This is a genomic window from Proteus sp. CD3, from assembly GCF_008808075.1.
Lineage (GTDB): Bacteria > Pseudomonadota > Gammaproteobacteria > Enterobacterales > Enterobacteriaceae > Proteus > Proteus appendicitidis.
In genome coordinates this window covers 2132443-2150766 of sequence record NZ_CP019686.1, presented here as the reverse complement: position 1 = coordinate 2150766, position 18324 = coordinate 2132443, and the positions used below count along the sequence as shown (strand labels likewise).

General features: G+C 36.9%; 16 protein-coding genes. 12 read left to right on the top strand and 4 right to left on the bottom strand.

Annotated features, from left to right (window positions below; genetic code table 11):
* Positions 1-189 precede the first annotated feature (189 nt).
* The 7 genes from fliE to BTA34_RS09735 all read left to right on the top strand — a co-directional run bounded on the left by fliE (position 190) and on the right by BTA34_RS09735 (position 5132).
* Positions 190-501, top strand: a complete 312-nt coding sequence (gene fliE / locus BTA34_RS09765) for a flagellar hook-basal body complex protein FliE (protein ID WP_004248328.1) — start codon at positions 190-192, stop codon at positions 499-501.
* Positions 502-1060: 559 nt separating this feature from the next.
* Complete coding sequence (locus BTA34_RS09760) at positions 1061-1936, top strand: hypothetical protein (protein WP_151435471.1); 876 nt, start codon at positions 1061-1063, stop codon at positions 1934-1936.
* A gap of 169 nt (positions 1937-2105) precedes the next feature.
* Positions 2106-2444 (top strand): GlpM family protein, encoded by a 339-nt coding sequence (locus BTA34_RS09755; RefSeq protein ID WP_151435470.1) that lies wholly within the window; start codon positions 2106-2108, stop codon positions 2442-2444.
* A gap of 53 nt (positions 2445-2497) precedes the next feature.
* Complete coding sequence (locus tag BTA34_RS09750; protein ID WP_151435469.1) at positions 2498-2728, top strand: DUF6500 family protein; 231 nt, start codon at positions 2498-2500, stop codon at positions 2726-2728.
* Positions 2729-2832: 104 nt separating this feature from the next.
* Entirely contained in the window at positions 2833-3048 is a 216-nt protein-coding gene (locus BTA34_RS09745) for a hypothetical protein (protein WP_023581839.1), read from the top strand.
* A 351-nt stretch (positions 3049-3399) separates the two neighbouring features.
* Complete coding sequence (locus BTA34_RS09740) at positions 3400-4533, top strand: hypothetical protein (protein WP_151435468.1); 1134 nt, start codon at positions 3400-3402, stop codon at positions 4531-4533.
* 134 nt (positions 4534-4667) lie between these two features.
* Positions 4668-5132: a GNAT family N-acetyltransferase gene (locus BTA34_RS09735; protein WP_151435467.1), complete on the top strand. Its 465-nt coding sequence runs from the start codon at positions 4668-4670 to the stop codon at positions 5130-5132.
* Between the two features lie 146 nt (positions 5133-5278).
* Here the strand turns inward: BTA34_RS09735 and fliT are convergent, their stop codons facing one another.
* The 3 genes from fliT to fliD are packed head-to-tail and all read right to left on the bottom strand — an operon-like array spanning position 5279 to position 7488.
* Positions 5279-5632, bottom strand: a complete 354-nt coding sequence (gene fliT / locus BTA34_RS09730; protein ID WP_023581843.1) for a flagellar protein FliT — start codon at positions 5630-5632, stop codon at positions 5279-5281.
* 18 nt (positions 5633-5650) lie between these two features.
* Entirely contained in the window at positions 5651-6049 is a 399-nt protein-coding gene (gene fliS, locus BTA34_RS09725) for a flagellar export chaperone FliS (RefSeq protein ID WP_023581844.1), read from the bottom strand.
* 20 nt (positions 6050-6069) lie between these two features.
* Positions 6070-7488 (bottom strand): flagellar filament capping protein FliD, encoded by a 1419-nt coding sequence (gene fliD, locus BTA34_RS09720; RefSeq protein WP_151435466.1) that lies wholly within the window; start codon positions 7486-7488, stop codon positions 6070-6072.
* A gap of 386 nt (positions 7489-7874) precedes the next feature.
* Here fliD and BTA34_RS09715 point away from each other — a divergent pair, with 386 nt between their 5' ends.
* The 5 genes from BTA34_RS09715 to fliZ all read left to right on the top strand — a co-directional run bounded on the left by BTA34_RS09715 (position 7875) and on the right by fliZ (position 13580).
* Positions 7875-8984, top strand: a complete 1110-nt coding sequence (locus BTA34_RS09715; protein ID WP_151435465.1) for a FliC/FljB family flagellin — start codon at positions 7875-7877, stop codon at positions 8982-8984.
* Positions 8985-9431: 447 nt separating this feature from the next.
* Positions 9432-10550: a FliC/FljB family flagellin gene (locus BTA34_RS09710; protein ID WP_151435464.1), complete on the top strand. Its 1119-nt coding sequence runs from the start codon at positions 9432-9434 to the stop codon at positions 10548-10550.
* Between the two features lie 163 nt (positions 10551-10713).
* Positions 10714-11829 carry a FliC/FljB family flagellin gene (locus BTA34_RS09705; protein WP_151435463.1) on the top strand — a complete coding sequence of 372 codons (1116 nt, stop codon included), beginning with the start codon at positions 10714-10716 and terminating at the stop codon, positions 11827-11829.
* A gap of 439 nt (positions 11830-12268) precedes the next feature.
* A complete protein-coding gene (locus BTA34_RS09700) occupies positions 12269-12991 on the top strand; it encodes an RNA polymerase sigma factor FliA (protein WP_036912728.1) in 723 nt (240 codons plus the stop codon).
* Between the two features lie 58 nt (positions 12992-13049).
* Positions 13050-13580, top strand: a complete 531-nt coding sequence (gene fliZ, locus BTA34_RS09695; RefSeq protein ID WP_099075683.1) for a flagella biosynthesis regulatory protein FliZ — start codon at positions 13050-13052, stop codon at positions 13578-13580.
* A 439-nt stretch (positions 13581-14019) separates the two neighbouring features.
* Here the strand turns inward: fliZ and putA are convergent, their stop codons facing one another.
* Complete coding sequence (putA, locus tag BTA34_RS09690; RefSeq protein WP_151435462.1) at positions 14020-17988, bottom strand: trifunctional transcriptional regulator/proline dehydrogenase/L-glutamate gamma-semialdehyde dehydrogenase; 3969 nt, start codon at positions 17986-17988, stop codon at positions 14020-14022.
* Positions 17989-18324 lie beyond the last annotated feature (336 nt).

The window sequence follows — 18324 nt, the reverse complement described above, 5'->3', positions numbered from 1 at the left end:
TCTCAGGTGTCTCATTATTGGCCTTTTGCGTTTCATTTAATGGCGTAATTAGCCCTTAACTTTTGCGTTAATTACTCGCTTTGGAATGAAGCCCCTGTGTTAGGGTATAACTCGGTAAGCGTGTTGGTTCACTTCCTTACTATGACATTGATTCAGTAATTGAATTAGATGATTAACGCAGAGGTTTATATGTCAATTCCAGCTATTGAAAGTGTTCTGGATAAAATGCAAATCCAGACTTTGCAAGCATCCAATATTGCGAAACCCCAGCCAGTACAAGCAGGGTTTGCAACTCAGCTTGTTCAAGCCGTGGGTAAAATTAATGAAACTCGAGTGAATGCAACCAACAAAGTTCAAGCGTTTACCTTAGGTACTCCAGGTGTTGAATTAAACGATGTGATGGTGGATATGCAAAAATCCAGTATTTCATTACAAATGGGCGTACAAGTGCGTAATAAGCTCGTCGCGGCTTATCAAGAAATTATGAGCATGCAGGTGTAGTACCTTATTATTTGATAAAGGTGACTTTTCTTTTATATAACGAGATAAGAAACCCCTAATCAAAATAGAGATGGGGCATCTTGCTCAATGTCATTGAATAGATGATATAAGCTTTCGAATGTGATTAAACCTTCGAATACTTATACTATTGTTTGTTATTTATGATAATGAGCGCCCCGATTTTTGCAGACGGGATAGACACATCATTTTATTGATGTGCGATTTTGCACATCTATATCAAAGCAACCCACTTTTTTATCTCTTCTTATATTTCCAAAAGATCAAAAGTCATTGTTAAATAAGTTACTTAACCTATGTTGGATTAGTTTTATATAAAGCTCGGTCATCATCTTTCTTCTCGATTTTTTCTATTTTATTTTTTCTTTATTTGATTAATTATAGATATATTATGTGTTGGTTGTTCTTATCTATTTGATTATATTATCGTTATTTTATTTTCTGAAATTTAATAGAGAGATTGTTATTTAATATAACTACTGTATATTTAATCAGTGTTTAAGGTGTGTTAAATAATGGAAATATAAATAAGGATATTATTATGTCAACTGTAACAACAAATAAAGCGCTTGTTTTAAGTGGTGAAAGTAAAAATGCAATCTTAGTGTTAGATGAGCAAATGGTTAATTGCATTGGTGAAGATGCACAAATTATTCATACCGGTAAAAATGTCAAAATTTATGATAATAAAGGTACAGAATATGATGAAGATAACGGTATTACTAAGCATGGCAAAAATTCACTTTTTATCACCTCAGGTGAAGAAAGTTTTGTCGAAGCATCAAGTCAATCAGTTACTTTCTCGTCAGGGCAAAAATCGACTATCTCCCATGGTTATGATTCAGATGAAAATGGAAGCCCTTTAGTAAAAAACACCATTGCTATTACGACAGGTAATGAAGCCGTTATTTATAGTTATGCAGAAAATTCAGTTGGTATCTCAACAGGGGATAATACTTGGGTGCAAGATCTTACTGAAGGAAGTATAGGTATTGCGACAGGAAATAACGCTAATGTTGTCTCGGAGGATAACTTTAAAACGGCGGCTATTTTTGGTAATCATTCTGAAATTAGTGGGACGGATGCAAGTTGTTCCGCTTTTGTTGGGGGGCAAAACTGTTCTGCTAATATTGGTGATAATGGATTGCTACTCTCTGAATTTCCTTTAGAAGAACTGACTGCGGGTACTCAATCAGTTATTGTCGTCGGTTGGCATGACGGTGAACGTAAACGTTTTTCGACTTATTACCAAGGAATTGATTTTGAAGGTAGTATTTATTGGATCACAAAAGATCCTCAAACAGGGAAAAAAACGAAGCATTATAGAACGAATACCTATAAAACAACCGAGTTAGGCGAGTTGGTTTTACTGAGAACAGATGAAAGTGAACAAGATATTTCTTGGCAAGAAGACTAATGTTTGCTTAAAAAAAATTTAATATGCATTAAAGCTCAATAATTTTATTGGGCTTTTTCTCATGATAAGTATTTAATCGCATTTTAAATAACTAAAAATAAAACCAGCTCACATATCAATATGAATAGGTATGATAGTAGTAAGGTTTTTATAAATTGATGGAAAAAGAATGGGATTACTGATTAAAGCACTGATAGGTGCGTTTGTAGTGGTATTAATCGCCGTTTTATCGAAATCTCGCCATTATTATATTGCGGGATTGGTTCCATTATTCCCAACTTTTGCGCTTATTGCACACTATATTGTTGGCTCTGAACGTTCTATTGAAGCGCTACGCACTACCATTATTTTTAGTTTATGGGCAGTTATTCCTTATATGATTTACCTAATTTCACTTTATGTGATGATCAACTATGTAAAATTATTTACAGCATTGGCTACGGCGGTTATTTGCTGGATTATCGCGGCGTGGTTGCTTATTTTGTTATGGAATAAATTTCATGGATAGAGTCTTTAGTCTTAGCTATTTATTATCACGCCAAAAATAAAGATAGAGAGAATATGAGAAAATCACTACAACAAAAAATAATTCAAATATGTAATGACAAAATTTCAGCCAAAGGAGAGGGCGTGGGATTATCATTTTATGCTTTTTTTGCTAATAAAAATGACAATCCTGAATTACTTATGGAAGCTGCAACGTGGTGGATAATGACACATAAATTTGATCACTTTGAAAAAGCAGTAAAAATAAAAAAATTAGTGCAATCAGAAATGGCAGGTCACGCTTAATTTTCTTACGATGAAGTTCATCTTTTTATAAAACGATTTTATTAAACTAAAAATTATTGATTATTATCACATTAAAGCAGGTCATAAACGGCTATGGTAATTACATGATTAATAACGTAAACGGTGATGATATGGAATATTGGTTTATTGCGTATAAAGTGCGTTCCAGAAATGGTGATACCTACGCCGGACATAAAATTGTAGAAACAGAAAGTGGGATCACACCCCATATTGCGTTAGAAAAAGCATGTCAGGAAGTTGCTGAAGGAGCACAAGCTGATATTCCTGCGGTGAGAGTAGTTGCTTTTAATCGTTTATAAGACATTATACCTAATAGAAAATCCTACATTTATTAAATGTGGGATTTTTTTTATCTAAATTTAAGAATTGGTTATTTAATATACTTTATTTACAGAACAATTTACTAATAGAAATAATAAAAAATAAGGTTTTTATTAATATAATTTAATTACATTGATCTGATAGCACTTTTTTATTTTTTTACTTAAGTTAAATTCAATTATGTGATCTCAGCTCTACTAATTTACTTTTACTCATTGAACAAAAAAAGGCTTATGGTTAATGTGCTGGTGGGCTAAGGAATAGCTCAATACAAGGAAATAAAAATCATTATTTTGGTTTTTTAGTTATTAATAAAAGGATATTTAATTATGACAGTATTAACCGTTTATTTATGTGGTACTGGGTCTAGCTCATTTGATAATAATAATCCTACCTTCTGGCAAGGTGAATTAGTCTCCACTTTAGCGCAAAACAACCAAGGAAGAGAGTTTGCACAGTGGTTTATTGTTGATGGACCGGGTAGTGGTAATCTGCAAGAAGATGATTTATGGGTTGAAAGCCCTAATTACTCTGATATCAAGGGTTCGCTATTTGGTAGTGGCTGGGAAGAAAACGTGGCTCATGCACTTTGCTTAATGAAAGGTAACTTTGATTGGCAACGTGAAAAGTTGACAGAAGAGCAGTATAACCAACTGAAGAAAGCGGGCATTCCTATTGAAGATGTCAAAGTAACTGGCTCTTTTTTATGGCGTAAATATGACTATGGCGATCGCCAAGTCACTCAGCAACAACTTCAACAGCAAATTATTCGAATTTTCCGTAAAGATGGCATTATTCCAACTCAAGTTAACTTAGTGGGTTGGAGTCGTGGTGGTATTACTTGCCATATGTTAGCGAATGCGATGTTGGCTGATCCTCAATTAAAAGATATTCCAGTGAATATTTTTGCTATTGACCCTGTTCCTGGTCCACTGAATTTCCAACCTGAAAAAGTCACGCTTGGTAAAAACGTCAAAGAATATGTCGGATTTTATGCAAGAGATGAACGCTCTAAAGGATTTACTTGCGTGATCCCAACCGTTGCTACTGATACTAAAATGCATATTTTCCCTATTTCTGGACGTCATGCCACATTAGTGGGTAATGCTTCCCTTGATGGCAGTGAAGGTGAAAATGCATTATATGCGCCGGGTTTAGTGGTTCGCCACTTTGCAGAAGTCTGTTTAACTCGCTGGGGCTGTGATTTAGCAAATAAATTAGCCTTAACAGATACACAAATTACAGGCTATCACACCGATATTGCTAATGATGCAGATAAATATATTGCAATGCGCCGTAAAACCTATTCTATCCATGAAAGTACGGGTAAAGATGAACGCAAAGTCTCATTAGGTAAAGAGGGTAAAGCATTCTCTGAGATCCACGGTGGACAATATAATCCATCAGCAGGTTTAACCGCAGATTACTTATCTAATCAGCAACTCTATGATGTGATTAAATAGATTAGTATTTATCAGATTATTATGAGCTAATACGTCGCCCACAGTGAAGTGGGCGATTTTTTATTTGCTTTTGCAGATAAATAATAAGAAATTATAGAAATCATGCTAATACACAACAATCACGAGATAAGTATATGAATTGGATTTTAAAATCATTTTCACAACTCACCACAGAGGAGCTTTACGCTATTTTGGCATTAAGGAATCAGGTTTTTATTTGTGAACAGCAATGTGCTTATCAAGATCTAGATGGGGTAGATCAAAATACATTACACTTATTTGCCAAAGAGGAAGAGAGTCAGCAACTGATTGCTTATGCGCGCTTATTACCGCAAGGTATCGCATTTAAAGAAGCCTCAATAGGGCGAGTGATTGTTGCTCAACATCAGCGAGGAAGTGGTATTGCGCATCAGTTAATAAAAGAGGCGATTGCAACTACGTGTCGTCAATTTAATACCCATACAATAAAAATAATGGCACAGGCTTATTTAGTCTCATTTTATCAATCACATGGTTTTGTTATCGATTCAGAAACTTATCTTGAAGATAACATTCCACATATTGATATGGTGTTAGTGCAATCTGAACAATCTATGTAGTAATCAAAAAAAGTAAAAAACAAAAAAATAAAATGGTAAACGTTGTTTTTACGTTACCGATAACAAGTTAAGCTGAATAATAAGAGTGACTTTTTCTAAGTAAAGACGCCATTAGCTAATAAAACCGCTTTTGGCGCAGAGGAGAGTTATTTAAGATTGAGATCAGGATAATAACTATGTTCTGTAAACTGACCATAGCTATTTTGTACCCTCTGCTCTTGTTCAGTCTGTCTTATTAATATGCCAAGCTCATCTAGACGAGCCCGTAATAAATTTCGCGTCTCATTTTCGTTTTCTAAGATTTTCTTTAGCATATCTGTGAGGCGTTGTTGTAGTCTCAGCTCACCGTCAGCCGGTTTTATCATCTTAGTGATACTTTCTACGCTTTTTAAATAATCCATTTCCATTTCTATCAGCTTATCCCATTGCTGATCTTTGGCAAGCGTTAACATTTGCTCACTTGATTTTAAAACATGCTCGTAAGCTGCCATAATATCCATATTGTTATCCACTCTAATTTAATAAGAATTAATCTGTGTGCCGATTTGTTGCCAAGCATCAGAAATTTCAGTTAAGAGCTTGATGACTTCATGAATTTTTTCTGGGTTATTTTTTAAGTTAGCATCGAGTAGCTGATTAACCATATAGTCATAAAGGAGCTCCAGATTTTCTGCAAGCTCGCCGCCTTTTTCTTTATCCAAACCTTGCTTTAACCCGTTACCAATAATATTAATGGCTTTAGAAATATTTTCGCCTTTACCTGCGATATTTCCTTGCTCCATTAATATTAATGCACGGCGAAGGGCGCTAAGCGCCCCATTAAATAGGATCTGGATCAGCTGGTAAGGCGTGGCATTTAAAATCTCGCTTTCAACGTCGATTTGAGCATACATTTTACTGGCTGATTGTTGATACATAATGTCCTACTTTTAAAAAATTACATTAATAAACGGCCAATTGAGGCACTGGAGTTAGTCATGGAGTTCACCATTTTATCTAACTGTTGGAATTGTTTTTTATAACGTTCCATCGTGGTCGCAATATTACGTTCCGTGTTTTTAATTTGGCTATCTAATGTTTTCTTACGTTTTTTCACGCCATCAGTGGCAATATCTAAAGTACCATCATTAGATTGCAGGGTTTTTTTCAGGTAATTATAGGTTTGTGTACCAAAGCCGGTTTCTTTACCGTCACCCATAAAAAACTCTTTCACGTTAGCTGGTTTTTCTTTTAACGCTTCATCCAGCTTTTTGCTATCGATATCTAAAGAGCCATCGACCTTAAATTTAATACCCATTTTATTAAGGGTATCCATATCTGAGGTACCTTGTGAGCTAGTTACAAAACTTTTTAGCTCAGACATAATCATACGGCTGGTAGTATCACCGAGTAGCACGCCATTATCTTTCGATGCTGCCTCGCCTTTCTCCACTTGGGTATATTTAGTGAGAGATTTGTAGGTGCTATTTAACTCGTTATAAGCGTCAGTCCAAGCTTGAATCGCTTTTTTCATTGGCTCAATATCACGAGCAACAGTCACGATTTCTGGCTTATCTGCTTTATCTTTATTATCAAAGGTCGTTTTTTTAAGGTTTAAGATGATCCCTTCAGGGGCATCTTTAATCTCGTTAGTTTGACGTTCAATATCAATACCGTTAATCGTTAATTTTGCATTATTTGCAGGAACGATCTCTTGCATTGCACCACTGTTAGATTTAGATGAATAACTAATAAAATCATTCAGTTCATCATCACCTTCAACAGTGATTTCCATTTTTGAATCAGTACCTTCTTTACGAGAAGTCAGTACTAAGTGGTTAACGCCATCTTTTGCTTTAACGATAGTGGCAGAAACGTTACCCTCTTTTTTATTGATTGCATCACGCAATTCAATCATAGAGGTTTGATCGTCAGTTAACTCAATACGTAATGGTTTTTTTTCACCAGGCTGGGTAATCACTAAGGTACGCTTATTACCATCACCTAATGTTTTTCCAATAGGTACTTTTACATCGCTTACTGCTTTTGATTTCAGTGTTTGCGCATGAGCAAGTTCTTTAATAGATACGGTATAGTTACCAATACTGGCTTTACCATCCGTAGTCACTTTAAAAGCATCAAACTCATCGTCTATTTTCGTTGCAACAATTTCGTCAAATTTCTTTAAATTTTCTGACGCCTTTTGTAGCTTATCAAGTTGGCTACGGATCTTACCGTAAGCGGTAATTTGCGCTTCGTAGCTTTTCATCTGTTTATCTAGGGGTTCAAGACGTTTATTTTCTGCCGCCTCTAATTGTGCCAATGATTGGCTAAGAGGTATCCCTGAGCCCACGCCTAGTGAAGCAATACCAGCCATACCGGTCTCCTTTCTGTGTTCGTAAAATAATCCTCAAAAACCGTTATCGGTAGAATCGGCGAAAAGTTTACGTCTATTTGGTATTTTTGATGACGTAAACAGGCTGCCATATAGAAGCCTTTTGTTGCCATTGATGACTAAAGTCGAATTTAGAAGGGTAAAAATAGGTTGAGACGAAAATTGATAAAATTTTAATAAAAAAATAATAATTTAATTTCCTTGTTTATCATTGACTTGATATTAATTCTATAAAAAAACGCAGAAATATTTGTAGGAAAAGTTAAAGGTTGTATGTGGGGTGCCGATAAACTTGTTGCCGGTGATTGACACCGTAAATGAATAGGCAAACTTTTATTTTATCGACTTGATTTTAAAGGAATCTAGCTATGGCACAAGTCATTAATACCAACTATCTATCTCTGGTAACTCAAAACAACCTGAACAAATCTCAGGGAGCTTTAGGAAGTGCAATCGAGCGTCTGTCTTCTGGTCTGCGTATCAACAGCGCTAAAGACGATGCAGCAGGTCAAGCGATTGCTAACCGTTTCACTTCAAACGTAAATGGTTTAACTCAAGCATCACGTAATGCGAACGATGGTATCTCTATCGCTCAAACTACTGAAGGTGCTCTGAACGAAATCAACAACAACTTACAACGTATCCGTGAGTTAACAGTTCAAGCTAAAAACGGTACTAACTCTAACTCAGACATCACTTCAATCCAAGAAGAAGTTAAAGAGCGTCTTGGTGAAATCAACCGTATCTCTGAACAAACTCAGTTCAACGGCGTTAAAGTACTGAGCGGTGAGAAGTCAGAAATGACTATCCAAGTTGGTACTAACGATAAAGAAGTTATCAAATTTAACTTAGATAAAATTGATAACGGTACTTTAGGCGTTTCAAGTGACAAACTGTTTACAGAAGCTACAGTTAGCAAAGGTGAGAAGAAAGCTGGTGCTGCTGCAGACCCTACTAAATTAGGTGTTGCTACTGGTACTAAACTGGAAACTGGTTTAACAGTTAAAGCTTATGAAGAAGATGGTAAAGTTGTTGCAGATAAATTTGTTGCAACTAAAGGCGGTACAGATTATTTAGTTTCTTCTTCTGACTTTGAAGCTGATGGTACAGATACTGCACAAGTTAACTTAAAAGCAAGTGCAGCTGTAACTGCTAACGAATTTACTCCTGCTGCGGGTAAAGACGTTAAAACTTTAGACGTTAAAGAAGATGCTCTGGCTACTTTAGACGAAGCTATCAACAAAATTGATGAAAGCCGTTCTAAATTAGGTGCGATTCAAAACCGTTTTGAATCTACTATCAACAACCTGAACAACACTGTTAATAACTTATCTGCTTCACGTAGCCGTATCTTAGATGCTGACTATGCAACAGAAGTTTCTAACATGAGCCGTGGTCAAATCCTGCAACAAGCTGGTACTTCTGTACTTGCTCAAGCAAACCAAGTACCACAATCAGTTCTGTCTCTGTTACGTTAATTCGTACTCTGACACAAAAGATACCTTTCTATATCAAAGACCCTCATCTGAGGGTCTTTTTTTTGTTTTTTACGCTAAGAAATATTCATACTTTTCTTTTAACACTAAGCAGGGGATATATACTCGTCATATTTCCATTGTCTTAGCAACTCACTTATTTATTGCCTAACTACATATTGAATTATTTAGAATATAGGCTCTCAGTATTTTATATTTAACCCCACTCTTTTTTAGTTTTATTTTTTCTTTCGATCATTTCCTCTTTTTTTTGCAATCAATTATTCCTTACAAATTAACTAACTGGCTTTTATTGCTATTTTCGTGACGTCAAAAATCGTAAAACTCTCAAAATTGATGACGATAGTGTTTAGGCAACGTTATTACAGTGACGTAATAACCAACCTATTCATTAAAAAGTATTTTAAAATCAAGTTGAAGGAATATTTTATGGCACAAGTCATTAATACTAATTACCTGTCACTCGTGACTCAAAATAATTTAAATCGTTCACAAAGTGCATTAGGTAATGCTATCCAACGTTTATCTTCTGGCTTACGTATTAATAGCGCCAAGGATGACGCAGCGGGTCAAGCGATTGCTAACCGTTTTACTTCAAATATTAATGGTTTGACTCAAGCTTCTCGTAATGCGAACGACGGTATTTCAATTGCCCAAACCACAGAAGGGGCATTAAATGAAATTAATAATAACTTACAACGTATTCGTGAGTTAACAGTTCAAGCTAAAAACGGTTCTAATTCAGAGTCCGATATTAAATCTATTCAGGAAGAAGTGAATCAACGTACTGCGGAAATTAACCGTATTTCAGAACAGACTCAATTTAATGGCGTAAAAGTATTAAGCGAAGACAGCACATTAAATTTACAAGTCGGTGCGCATGATAAAGAACAAATCAGTGTTGAGCTGAAAAAAACTGATGCGACTACATTAGGTATTGATAAATTGGATTTATCAGCAAAAAGCAAAATCGGCTCTAAAGCAACCAACGTGGAAGTGACTCCAACAGGGACTCCAGCATTACCTAAAGAAATGCAAGAGTTTGATACTAAAGCGTTAGATGACAAAGTTAAAAATGGCACAATTAAAAGCTATGATATTTATTATGCAAAAGGTGCCGATGGTAAAGACGATAAATCAAAACTTATCGTACAAACTGTAGATGCAAAAGGTGTTGAAGGTTACTTCGATGCAACGGTAACAGCAGGTGCCGCAGGTGCTAAAGCAACAGTGGATGCTTCTGCAACAGCGGTAGCGGGTTTAGATATGCTCGCTGAAAAACCACTGCAAGCATTGGACGATGCACTTGCTCAAGTTGATAGCTTACGCAGTGCAATGGGTGCAGTACAAAATCGTTTAGATTCAACTATTACCAACTTAGGCAATACCGTTAATAATCTAACTGCATCACGTAGCCGTATTGAAGATGCCGATTATGCAACAGAAGTTTCTAATATGAGTAAAGGTCAAATACTGCAACAAGCGGGTACTTCTGTTCTTGCTCAAGCAAATCAAATTCCTCAAAACGTATTATCACTTTTAAGATAATTATTGCGTTATTCGCTTTTATATTTCGATTAATTTATTTTTAAATGTAAAGTCATCATTATTATTCGACTTGGTATTTAGGAATTTAATTAAGAAGAAATAAAAAGAAAAATGGAAATCTTAAATTAATTTATTTTGCTAAGAATAGCAAAAAGGAAATATCATGGCACAAGTCATTAATACCAATTACCTGTCACTCGTAACTCAAAATAATTTAAACCGTTCACAAAGTGCATTAGGTAATGCTATCCAACGTTTATCTTCTGGCTTACGTATTAATAGCGCCAAGGATGACGCAGCGGGTCAAGCGATTGCCAACCGTTTTACTTCAAATGTAAATGGTTTGACTCAAGCTTCCCGTAATGCGAACGACGGTATTTCAATTGCCCAAACTACAGAAGGGGCATTAAATGAAATTAATAATAACTTACAACGTATTCGTGAGTTAACTGTACAAGCTAAAAACGGTTCTAATTCAGAGTCTGATATTAAATCTATTCAGGAAGAAGTGAATCAACGTACTGCGGAAATTAATCGTATTTCAGAACAGACTCAATTTAATGGCGTAAAAGTGTTAAGCGAAGACAGCACATTAAATTTACAAGTCGGTGCGCATGATAAAGAACAAATCAGTGTTGATTTGAAAAAAACTGATGCGACTACATTAGGCATTGATAAATTGGATTTATCAGCAAAAAGCAAAATTGGTTCTAAAGCTACTGAAGTTGAAGTCACTTTAACGGGTACTCCCGCAACAAAAGAGATGCAAAAACTAGATACAACCGATTTGGATGCAAAAATTACCAGTAAAGATTGGAAAAGCTACGATATTTCTTATGCTCTAGATGCTAATGGTAAAGATGATAAATCTACATTGGTTGTTCACTCCGTTGATAAAAATGGTAAGGATGACTATTTTAGTATCGCTGCAACCACTGGTGCTACAGCAGGTGCAACAGTCAAAGTGGCCACAACAGGTACAGCGATGACCGTCGATCCGGTTGTGGAAAAACCATTAGAAACATTAGATAAAGCGTTATCTCAAGTCGATAGCTTGCGCAGTGCAATGGGTGCGGTACAAAATCGTTTAGATTCTACTATTACCAACTTAGGCAATACCATTAATAATCTAACTGCATCACGTAGCCGTATTGAAGACGCTGATTATGCAACAGAAGTCTCTAATATGAGTAAAGGTCAAATCCTGCAACAAGCGGGTACTTCTGTCCTTGCCCAAGCAAATCAAATTCCTCAAAACGTATTATCACTACTTCGTTAATTTCAATCTTAAATAATCCTCAAATCACACCCACTGCAATTTTTGCAGTGGGTGTTTTATCATCAAAACAATCGTTTTTTTAATTAATCATTTATGAGTATTTTAACTTACGCCCAAGAAGCTAAAATCTCACAAAATAAAATACTATGATTTATATGTTATTTTTTTATGAACAGAATGCATATTCAATACGTCGATTTCTTTTAATGAGCTAAATTATCAATTTAATTAACGGTTTTTCTAAGGATTAGTCGGCGATCATTTAAGGTAAAGTAGTTCTCGTAATGCAATGACAAATTATTATCAATGAAAACCCAATTTTTACTGAAAATTTGGCATAGGTGAAAAAGAGGCGCTTTTGCTTCACTGTTCAGTCGATTGCTAAATTTATTTAGCCAGATAATGGTTTCCGGTCTTTTATCCAAAGGTGTCTTTTGTTGTGAGTGATTTGTATACCGCCGAAGGCGTGATGGACAAAAATAGCCTCTGGGAGCGATATGTCCCGTTGGTTCGCCATGAAGCATTACGATTACAGGTCAAGTTACCTGCGAGTGTTGAATTGGATGATCTTTTGCAAGCAGGTGGAATTGGGTTATTAAACGCCGTTGAGCGTTATGACTCAATGCAAGGCGCTGCCTTTACCACTTATGCTGTTCAACGTATCCGTGGCTCCATGTTGGATGAGCTACGCAGTCGAGATTGGGCGCCACGCAGTGTGCGTCGCAATGCAAGAGAAGTAACCCATTCTATTCATCAATTAGAGCAGGATCTAGGACGACCCCCATTAGAACAGGAAGTTGCTGATCATTTGCAGATTGAGTTAGCAGAATACCGGCAGATCCTATTGGATACGAATAACAGCCAATTGTTCTCTTATGACGAATGGCATGAAATTTACGGTGAAAGCTGTGAACCGTCTCAAGACGAAGATCATGATGACAATCCATTACAGATGTTATTAGAAAGTGATATTCGCCAAAGAGTCATAGACGCGATAGAATTGCTTCCCGAAAGGGAAAAAATGGTTCTTACTCTGTATTATCAGGAAGAACTTAATTTGAAAGAAATAGGCGCAGTGCTTAATGTCGGGGAATCCCGCGTGAGCCAGCTACACAGCCAAGCTATAAAAAGGCTGCGAGCGCGCTTAAACCCAGAGAAATAGAAGTTTTGCTTATTTTTGTTTTTGTTTATTAAGACTACAACACAGGGCTTTATCTCTTATGTCTGTTTCAACACAAAAGAAACGGCCGCTAAGCCGTTACATTAAAGACTATAAACACAGCCAGACTCATTGTCTACATTGCCACAAGGCGCTTGATCGGATCTCTCTCGTATTCAATCGCCAAGTTATCAATAAAGAAGCCATTTCTGAAATGACGGATTTAGTTGATGATGAAACGTGGGAAACGTTACAAGAGAAGTTTTCTGCGCTATGCCGTTTTTGTAGTGAGATTTACTGTAATAGTGAAACTGACTACTTTGACATTATGTCTTTTAAGCAGTATTTGTTTGAACAAACGGAGATGAGCCACAGTACTGTTCGTGAGTATGTGGTTCGTTTACGTCGGCTCGATGAATTACTGACTTCAACTAATTTTCCTCGTCAAGAGTTTACGACAGAGAAAATTCAGTCAGACTTGAGTAAAAAGCTCACTCCCTCTGCATTTAGTAACTACAACATTGCACTACGTAAGTATGAGCAATATCTCGATTGGTGCCAAGAACCATCATCGATGAGTAGCAGTCACTAATTGCGCTCAAGAGAGACCTTAAAAGGAGTAGCCTAGCCTACTCCTTTTTCTTTTGTCGCGAATAATCACACCTTATTTATTTACCTTTCTGTTTTTCCTCTTATCTTAAAAAAGTTTTTTATTTATCCTTTAATAAGAATATTTACATTAATAACATAGTGATAGATAAAAAAAGCGCCCACAGTGGGGCGCAAATTTCAGGTAATCATAAAGATATAATTAAATCAACTTCTAGGTTGACTTGAGATTAAGTATATTTACTAAACTAACGCGTCGCGAATAATTAATATAAAAAGAGTGAGAATAGTCACAGCATTGAAAAAAATAATACGTTTGCCTACCTCTTTAAAAATAAGAGAGTAACAAAAGAAAAAACCACCTTTAAGAAAACAAACTTTAAAGGTGGTCTCAAAGACAAGGAGAGAAAGAGAGGGGAGAATTAACTAATCGTCATCAAGCTTGCATTGCCTCCCGCGGCTGCTGTGTTAATGCTTAATGCTCTTTCATGTAATAAACGCTCTAACAATAGAGCTGTCTCACCGCGAGAAAATCCCTGAACAGAAATTATTGCGCCTTTGCGCTGCGCAATTTTCTGGCAAGTTTCACGTAATTGATCACCATCACCATGATAAATCACCGCATTTATTTTCAGTGACTCATCATTCCAATTTTCAGTCAGTGTAATGGCTTTTCTGACAATATCAGGTAATTCACGATATGTTTTTTGTGAGAATAGGCTATTAACGACAACAGCATGACAACCAGAAGCGAGAACAGCGGCAATTTGAGTGAATGCATCCTGCTCGTTATCAGAAATACATAGCACGTTACCACAAGGAACTAATTGATAAGTATTACGCTCACCCGTAGGACCCGGCAATACGCGTAATGTTCCTGCTTGGGATGCAAGGGCATAGTTTTCTAATGCTTCATAGTGTGATTTATCTGCTTTGTTTGATAGCCATTCCATATACTTATGATAAGTCTGTAATAATGTATTACGCATAGAAGTATCAAGAGGCAGTGTTTCATCTTGGCGTGCGAGTGTTTGCGTTGCAGCATTTTCAGGGCGTTTAGATAACAAGCGATACAGATAAACAGGGCCGCCTGCTTTTGGACCGGTACCAGATAACCCTTCACCACCAAAAGGTTGAACACCCACAACGGCACCAACCATATTGCGGTTTACGTATAAATTTCCCACTTTGGCATTTGAGGCAACATAAGCAATGGTTTCATCAATACGCGTATGAACACCCATTGTTAATCCATATCCTGTGGCATTAATCTCTTCGAGTAAAGCAGGTAAATCTTGGCTTGCATAACGTACAACATGTAACACAGGGCCAAAGATTTCTTTTTTCAATGAACTGACTTTATCTAACTCAATTAAAGTCGGTTGAACAAAGGTACTGTTATTCTCAAGGTGTTTTGACAGGCTATTGTGTGATGCTTGATAAATATCGAAACCTGTTGTGCGCATCGATTGGATATGTTTCTCTATGCCTGATTTTGCTTCTTTATCGATAACAGGGCCAATATCAGTGGAGAGCAAACTTGGATCACCTATTGTGGCTTGTGCCATCGCACCTTTAAGCATCTCGATAGTATGATCAGCCACTTCTTCTTGAATACATAATAGGCGTAAAGCAGAGCAACGCTGACCCGCGCTATCATAAGCAGACGCCATAACATCAGTCACCACTTGTTCTGTTAATGCTGATGAATCAACAATCATGGCATTTAAGCCGCCAGTTTCTGCAATTAAAGGTACAGGGTGACCTTCACTGTCTAATCGACCCGCTAAGGTCTTTTGTAAAATATGAGCCACATCTGTTGAACCTGTAAACATCACGCCACGAACGCGCTCATCAGCCACTAATCGTGCGCCAATGGTTTCTCCTTGTCCCGGTAGCAGTTGCAGTGCAAAAGAAGGAATACCCGCTTGATGGAAGAGTTCAATCGCTTTTGATGCAATTAAAGGTGTCTGCTCTGCAGGTTTTGCAAGAACGGTATTACCAGCTGCCAAAGCTGCTGCAATTTGCCCGCTGAATATCGCTAATGGGAAGTTCCAAGGGCTGATACAAACCACTGGCCCTAAAGGTCGGTGCGTATTGTTATCAAAGTCTTGCGCCACTTGCGCCGCATAATAATAGAGAAAATCAATCGCTTCACGAACTTCAGCAATCGCATTGCTATAAGTTTTACCCGCTTCACGCACTAATATTCCCATAAGCGGTCCCATTTGCTGCTCCATTAATTCCGCAGCACGGATCAAGAATGAAGCTCTTTGCGCTGGTGGTGTTGCAAACCAGATCTCACCATTTTCTTGAGCAATGGTTAAGGCAAAATCTGCCTCGGCTTCTGTGGCTTCTCTTACTGTACCTACAATATCCGCATGATTGGCTGGGTTTAATACAGATTGAGGTTCTGGTGTTTTTTCTGAAGAATTAAACGTATCACCTAATAAAGGTTCGCAATGTATATTTTCAGTTGCTGATGTTAATAAGGCACTAGAAAGTGAAGCCAAGCGATGTTCGTTTGACATATCAATGCCCGGTGAGTTTTTACGCTCATCACCATACAGTTTATTCGGCAGTGGAATTTTAGGATGAGAAAGCCCCACTTGGCCTTCGGCTTGAGCCATTTTATTCACTTCTTTAACTGGATCTGCCACTAATTCATCAAGAGAAATGGTGGTATCTGCAATTCGGTTCACAAATGATGTGTTAGCCCCATTTTCAAGTAAGCGACGGACTAGATAAGCAAGTAATGTTTCATGAGTTCCTACTGGCGCATAAATACGACAAGGGCGACCTAATTTTCCGTCTGCTATTTTACCAACAACTTGAGCATAAAGAGGTTCACCCATGCCATGTAAACACTGGAATTCATATTGCCCAGGGTAATAGTTTTGGCCGGCTAAATGATAAATTGCTGACAGTGTGTGAGCATTATGCGTAGCGAATTGTGGATAAATAAAATTAGGTGATGCGAGTAGTTTTTTTGCACAGGCAAGATAAGAGACATCGGTATACACTTTACGAGTATAGACAGGGTAGTCTTCAAACCCATCAATTTGAGCGCGTTTTACTTCGCTATCCCAATAAGCACCTTTTACTAAACGGATCATTAAGCGACGACGGCTACGGCGTGCTAAATCAATCACATAATCAATAACTAATGGACAACGCTTTTGGTAAGCCTGAATAACAAAGCCAATGCCATTCCAACCAGCTAATTCAGGTTCAAAACAGAGTTTTTCAAGTAAATCGAGTGAAATCTCAAGTCTATCCGCTTCTTCTGCATCAATATTAATACCAATATCGTATTGTTTTGCTTGTAATGTTAATGAGAGTAGGCGAGGGTAAAGCTCTGACATAACGCGTTCATATTGAGCACGGCTATAACGAGGATGTAACGCTGAAAGCTTAATAGAAATACCTGGGCCTTCATAAATACCTCGACCATTAGAGGCTTTGCCAATAGCGTGAATGGCTTGTTGATAAGAGACTAAATAATCTTGTGCATCTTTTTCTGTTAATGCCGCTTCCCCTAACATGTCATAAGAGTAGCTAAAGCCTTTTTCTTCTAGTTTGCGCGCATTCGCGAGAGCTTGAGAAATAGTCTCACCAGTAACAAATTGCTCACCCATTAAACGCATCGCCATATCAACACCTTTACGGACTAATGGCTCGCCACTTTTGGTGAGAATGCGATTTAAAGAGTTAGACAGCTTTTCTTCATTATGTGTAGAAACTAATTTACCGGTGAATAACAAGCCCCATGTCGCCGCATTCACAAACATCGATTGGCTTTGTCCTAAATGTGAACGCCAGTTTCCATGACTGATTTTATCGCGGATAAGTGCATCACGCGTGGCTTTATCAGGTATACGCAATAAAGCTTCTGCTAAACACATTAGTGCAACACCTTCTTGTGAAGAAAGTGAGAACTCTTGTAATAGACCTTGAACCAGCCCTGAACGCCCAATTCCATTTTTCTGTTTACGTAATTTTTCGGCAATGGAATAGGCTAATTTATGCGTTGCTTGCGCCTCGTTTTCAGGTAAGGTTGCTTGTTGCAATAGCATAGGTACAGCTTGTGTTTCAGGTGTGCGATAAGCAGAAGTAATTGCTGAGCGTAAAACAGACTGCGGGTGAATATGCTCAGCAAATTCTAAGAAAGGCTGATAATGGGCAGTTGGTGTTTCGGTACTTTCATCAATATCTTGCTCTGCAAATGTTGAGTGACCAAGATTGACCTGATCATTTTCAATTTGTTCTAGATAATTGAAAATAGCCTGTTTAATTAACCAATGTGATGTTCTATCTAATTTCTGTGCGGCTTCTTTTAATCTATTGCGGGTTTCTTCATCAAGTCTAACACCCATTGTTGTGCTACTCATGCAGTGCTCCTCATATTCTATTTCTCATTCACAAGTACAGTTACCCGTTATTTTATTAATATCATTCATGTTGCAACTTTGTGCAACATTGTTAACAATTTATTTATAAATAATGTGAAAGTAGTCAGGTTTTACGAGTGATTAAAAATAATACAATTTATTTGTTCTATTTATTTATATATAAATCAATTAATTATATTTATTTTATTGATGTTTATATTTATAATACATCCTCAAATTAAGACAAATAGTGTGAAGTCATAAACAAAATTTAAACATTTAAACGTTAATTTCTTGTTAAATGCAGTTAACCTATTCTAGGATTGATGTGAATGC

What these genes read in the sequence shown, in the direction of transcription:
- fliZ (WP_099075683.1), top strand. Translation starts at nt 13,050, where the DNA reads ATGTCTGTTTCAACACAAAAGAAACGGCCGCTAAGCCGTTACATTAAA.
- BTA34_RS09735 (WP_151435467.1), top strand. Translation starts at nt 4,668, where the DNA reads ATGAATTGGATTTTAAAATCATTTTCACAACTCACCACAGAGGAGCTT.
- BTA34_RS09740 (WP_151435468.1), top strand. Translation starts at nt 3,400, where the DNA reads ATGACAGTATTAACCGTTTATTTATGTGGTACTGGGTCTAGCTCATTT.
- fliD (WP_151435466.1), bottom strand. Translation starts at nt 7,488, where the DNA reads ATGGCTGGTATTGCTTCACTAGGCGTGGGCTCAGGGATACCTCTTAGC.
- fliS (WP_023581844.1), bottom strand. Translation starts at nt 6,049, where the DNA reads ATGTATCAACAATCAGCCAGTAAAATGTATGCTCAAATCGACGTTGAA.
- putA (WP_151435462.1), bottom strand. Translation starts at nt 17,988, where the DNA reads ATGAGTAGCACAACAATGGGTGTTAGACTTGATGAAGAAACCCGCAAT.
- BTA34_RS09755 (WP_151435470.1), top strand. Translation starts at nt 2,106, where the DNA reads ATGGGATTACTGATTAAAGCACTGATAGGTGCGTTTGTAGTGGTATTA.
- BTA34_RS09715 (WP_151435465.1), top strand. Translation starts at nt 7,875, where the DNA reads ATGGCACAAGTCATTAATACCAACTATCTATCTCTGGTAACTCAAAAC.
- BTA34_RS09710 (WP_151435464.1), top strand. Translation starts at nt 9,432, where the DNA reads ATGGCACAAGTCATTAATACTAATTACCTGTCACTCGTGACTCAAAAT.
- fliT (WP_023581843.1), bottom strand. Translation starts at nt 5,632, where the DNA reads ATGGATATTATGGCAGCTTACGAGCATGTTTTAAAATCAAGTGAGCAA.
- BTA34_RS09760 (WP_151435471.1), top strand. Translation starts at nt 1,061, where the DNA reads ATGTCAACTGTAACAACAAATAAAGCGCTTGTTTTAAGTGGTGAAAGT.
- fliE (WP_004248328.1), top strand. Translation starts at nt 190, where the DNA reads ATGTCAATTCCAGCTATTGAAAGTGTTCTGGATAAAATGCAAATCCAG.
- BTA34_RS09750 (WP_151435469.1), top strand. Translation starts at nt 2,498, where the DNA reads ATGAGAAAATCACTACAACAAAAAATAATTCAAATATGTAATGACAAA.
- BTA34_RS09745 (WP_023581839.1), top strand. Translation starts at nt 2,833, where the DNA reads ATGATTAATAACGTAAACGGTGATGATATGGAATATTGGTTTATTGCG.
- BTA34_RS09705 (WP_151435463.1), top strand. Translation starts at nt 10,714, where the DNA reads ATGGCACAAGTCATTAATACCAATTACCTGTCACTCGTAACTCAAAAT.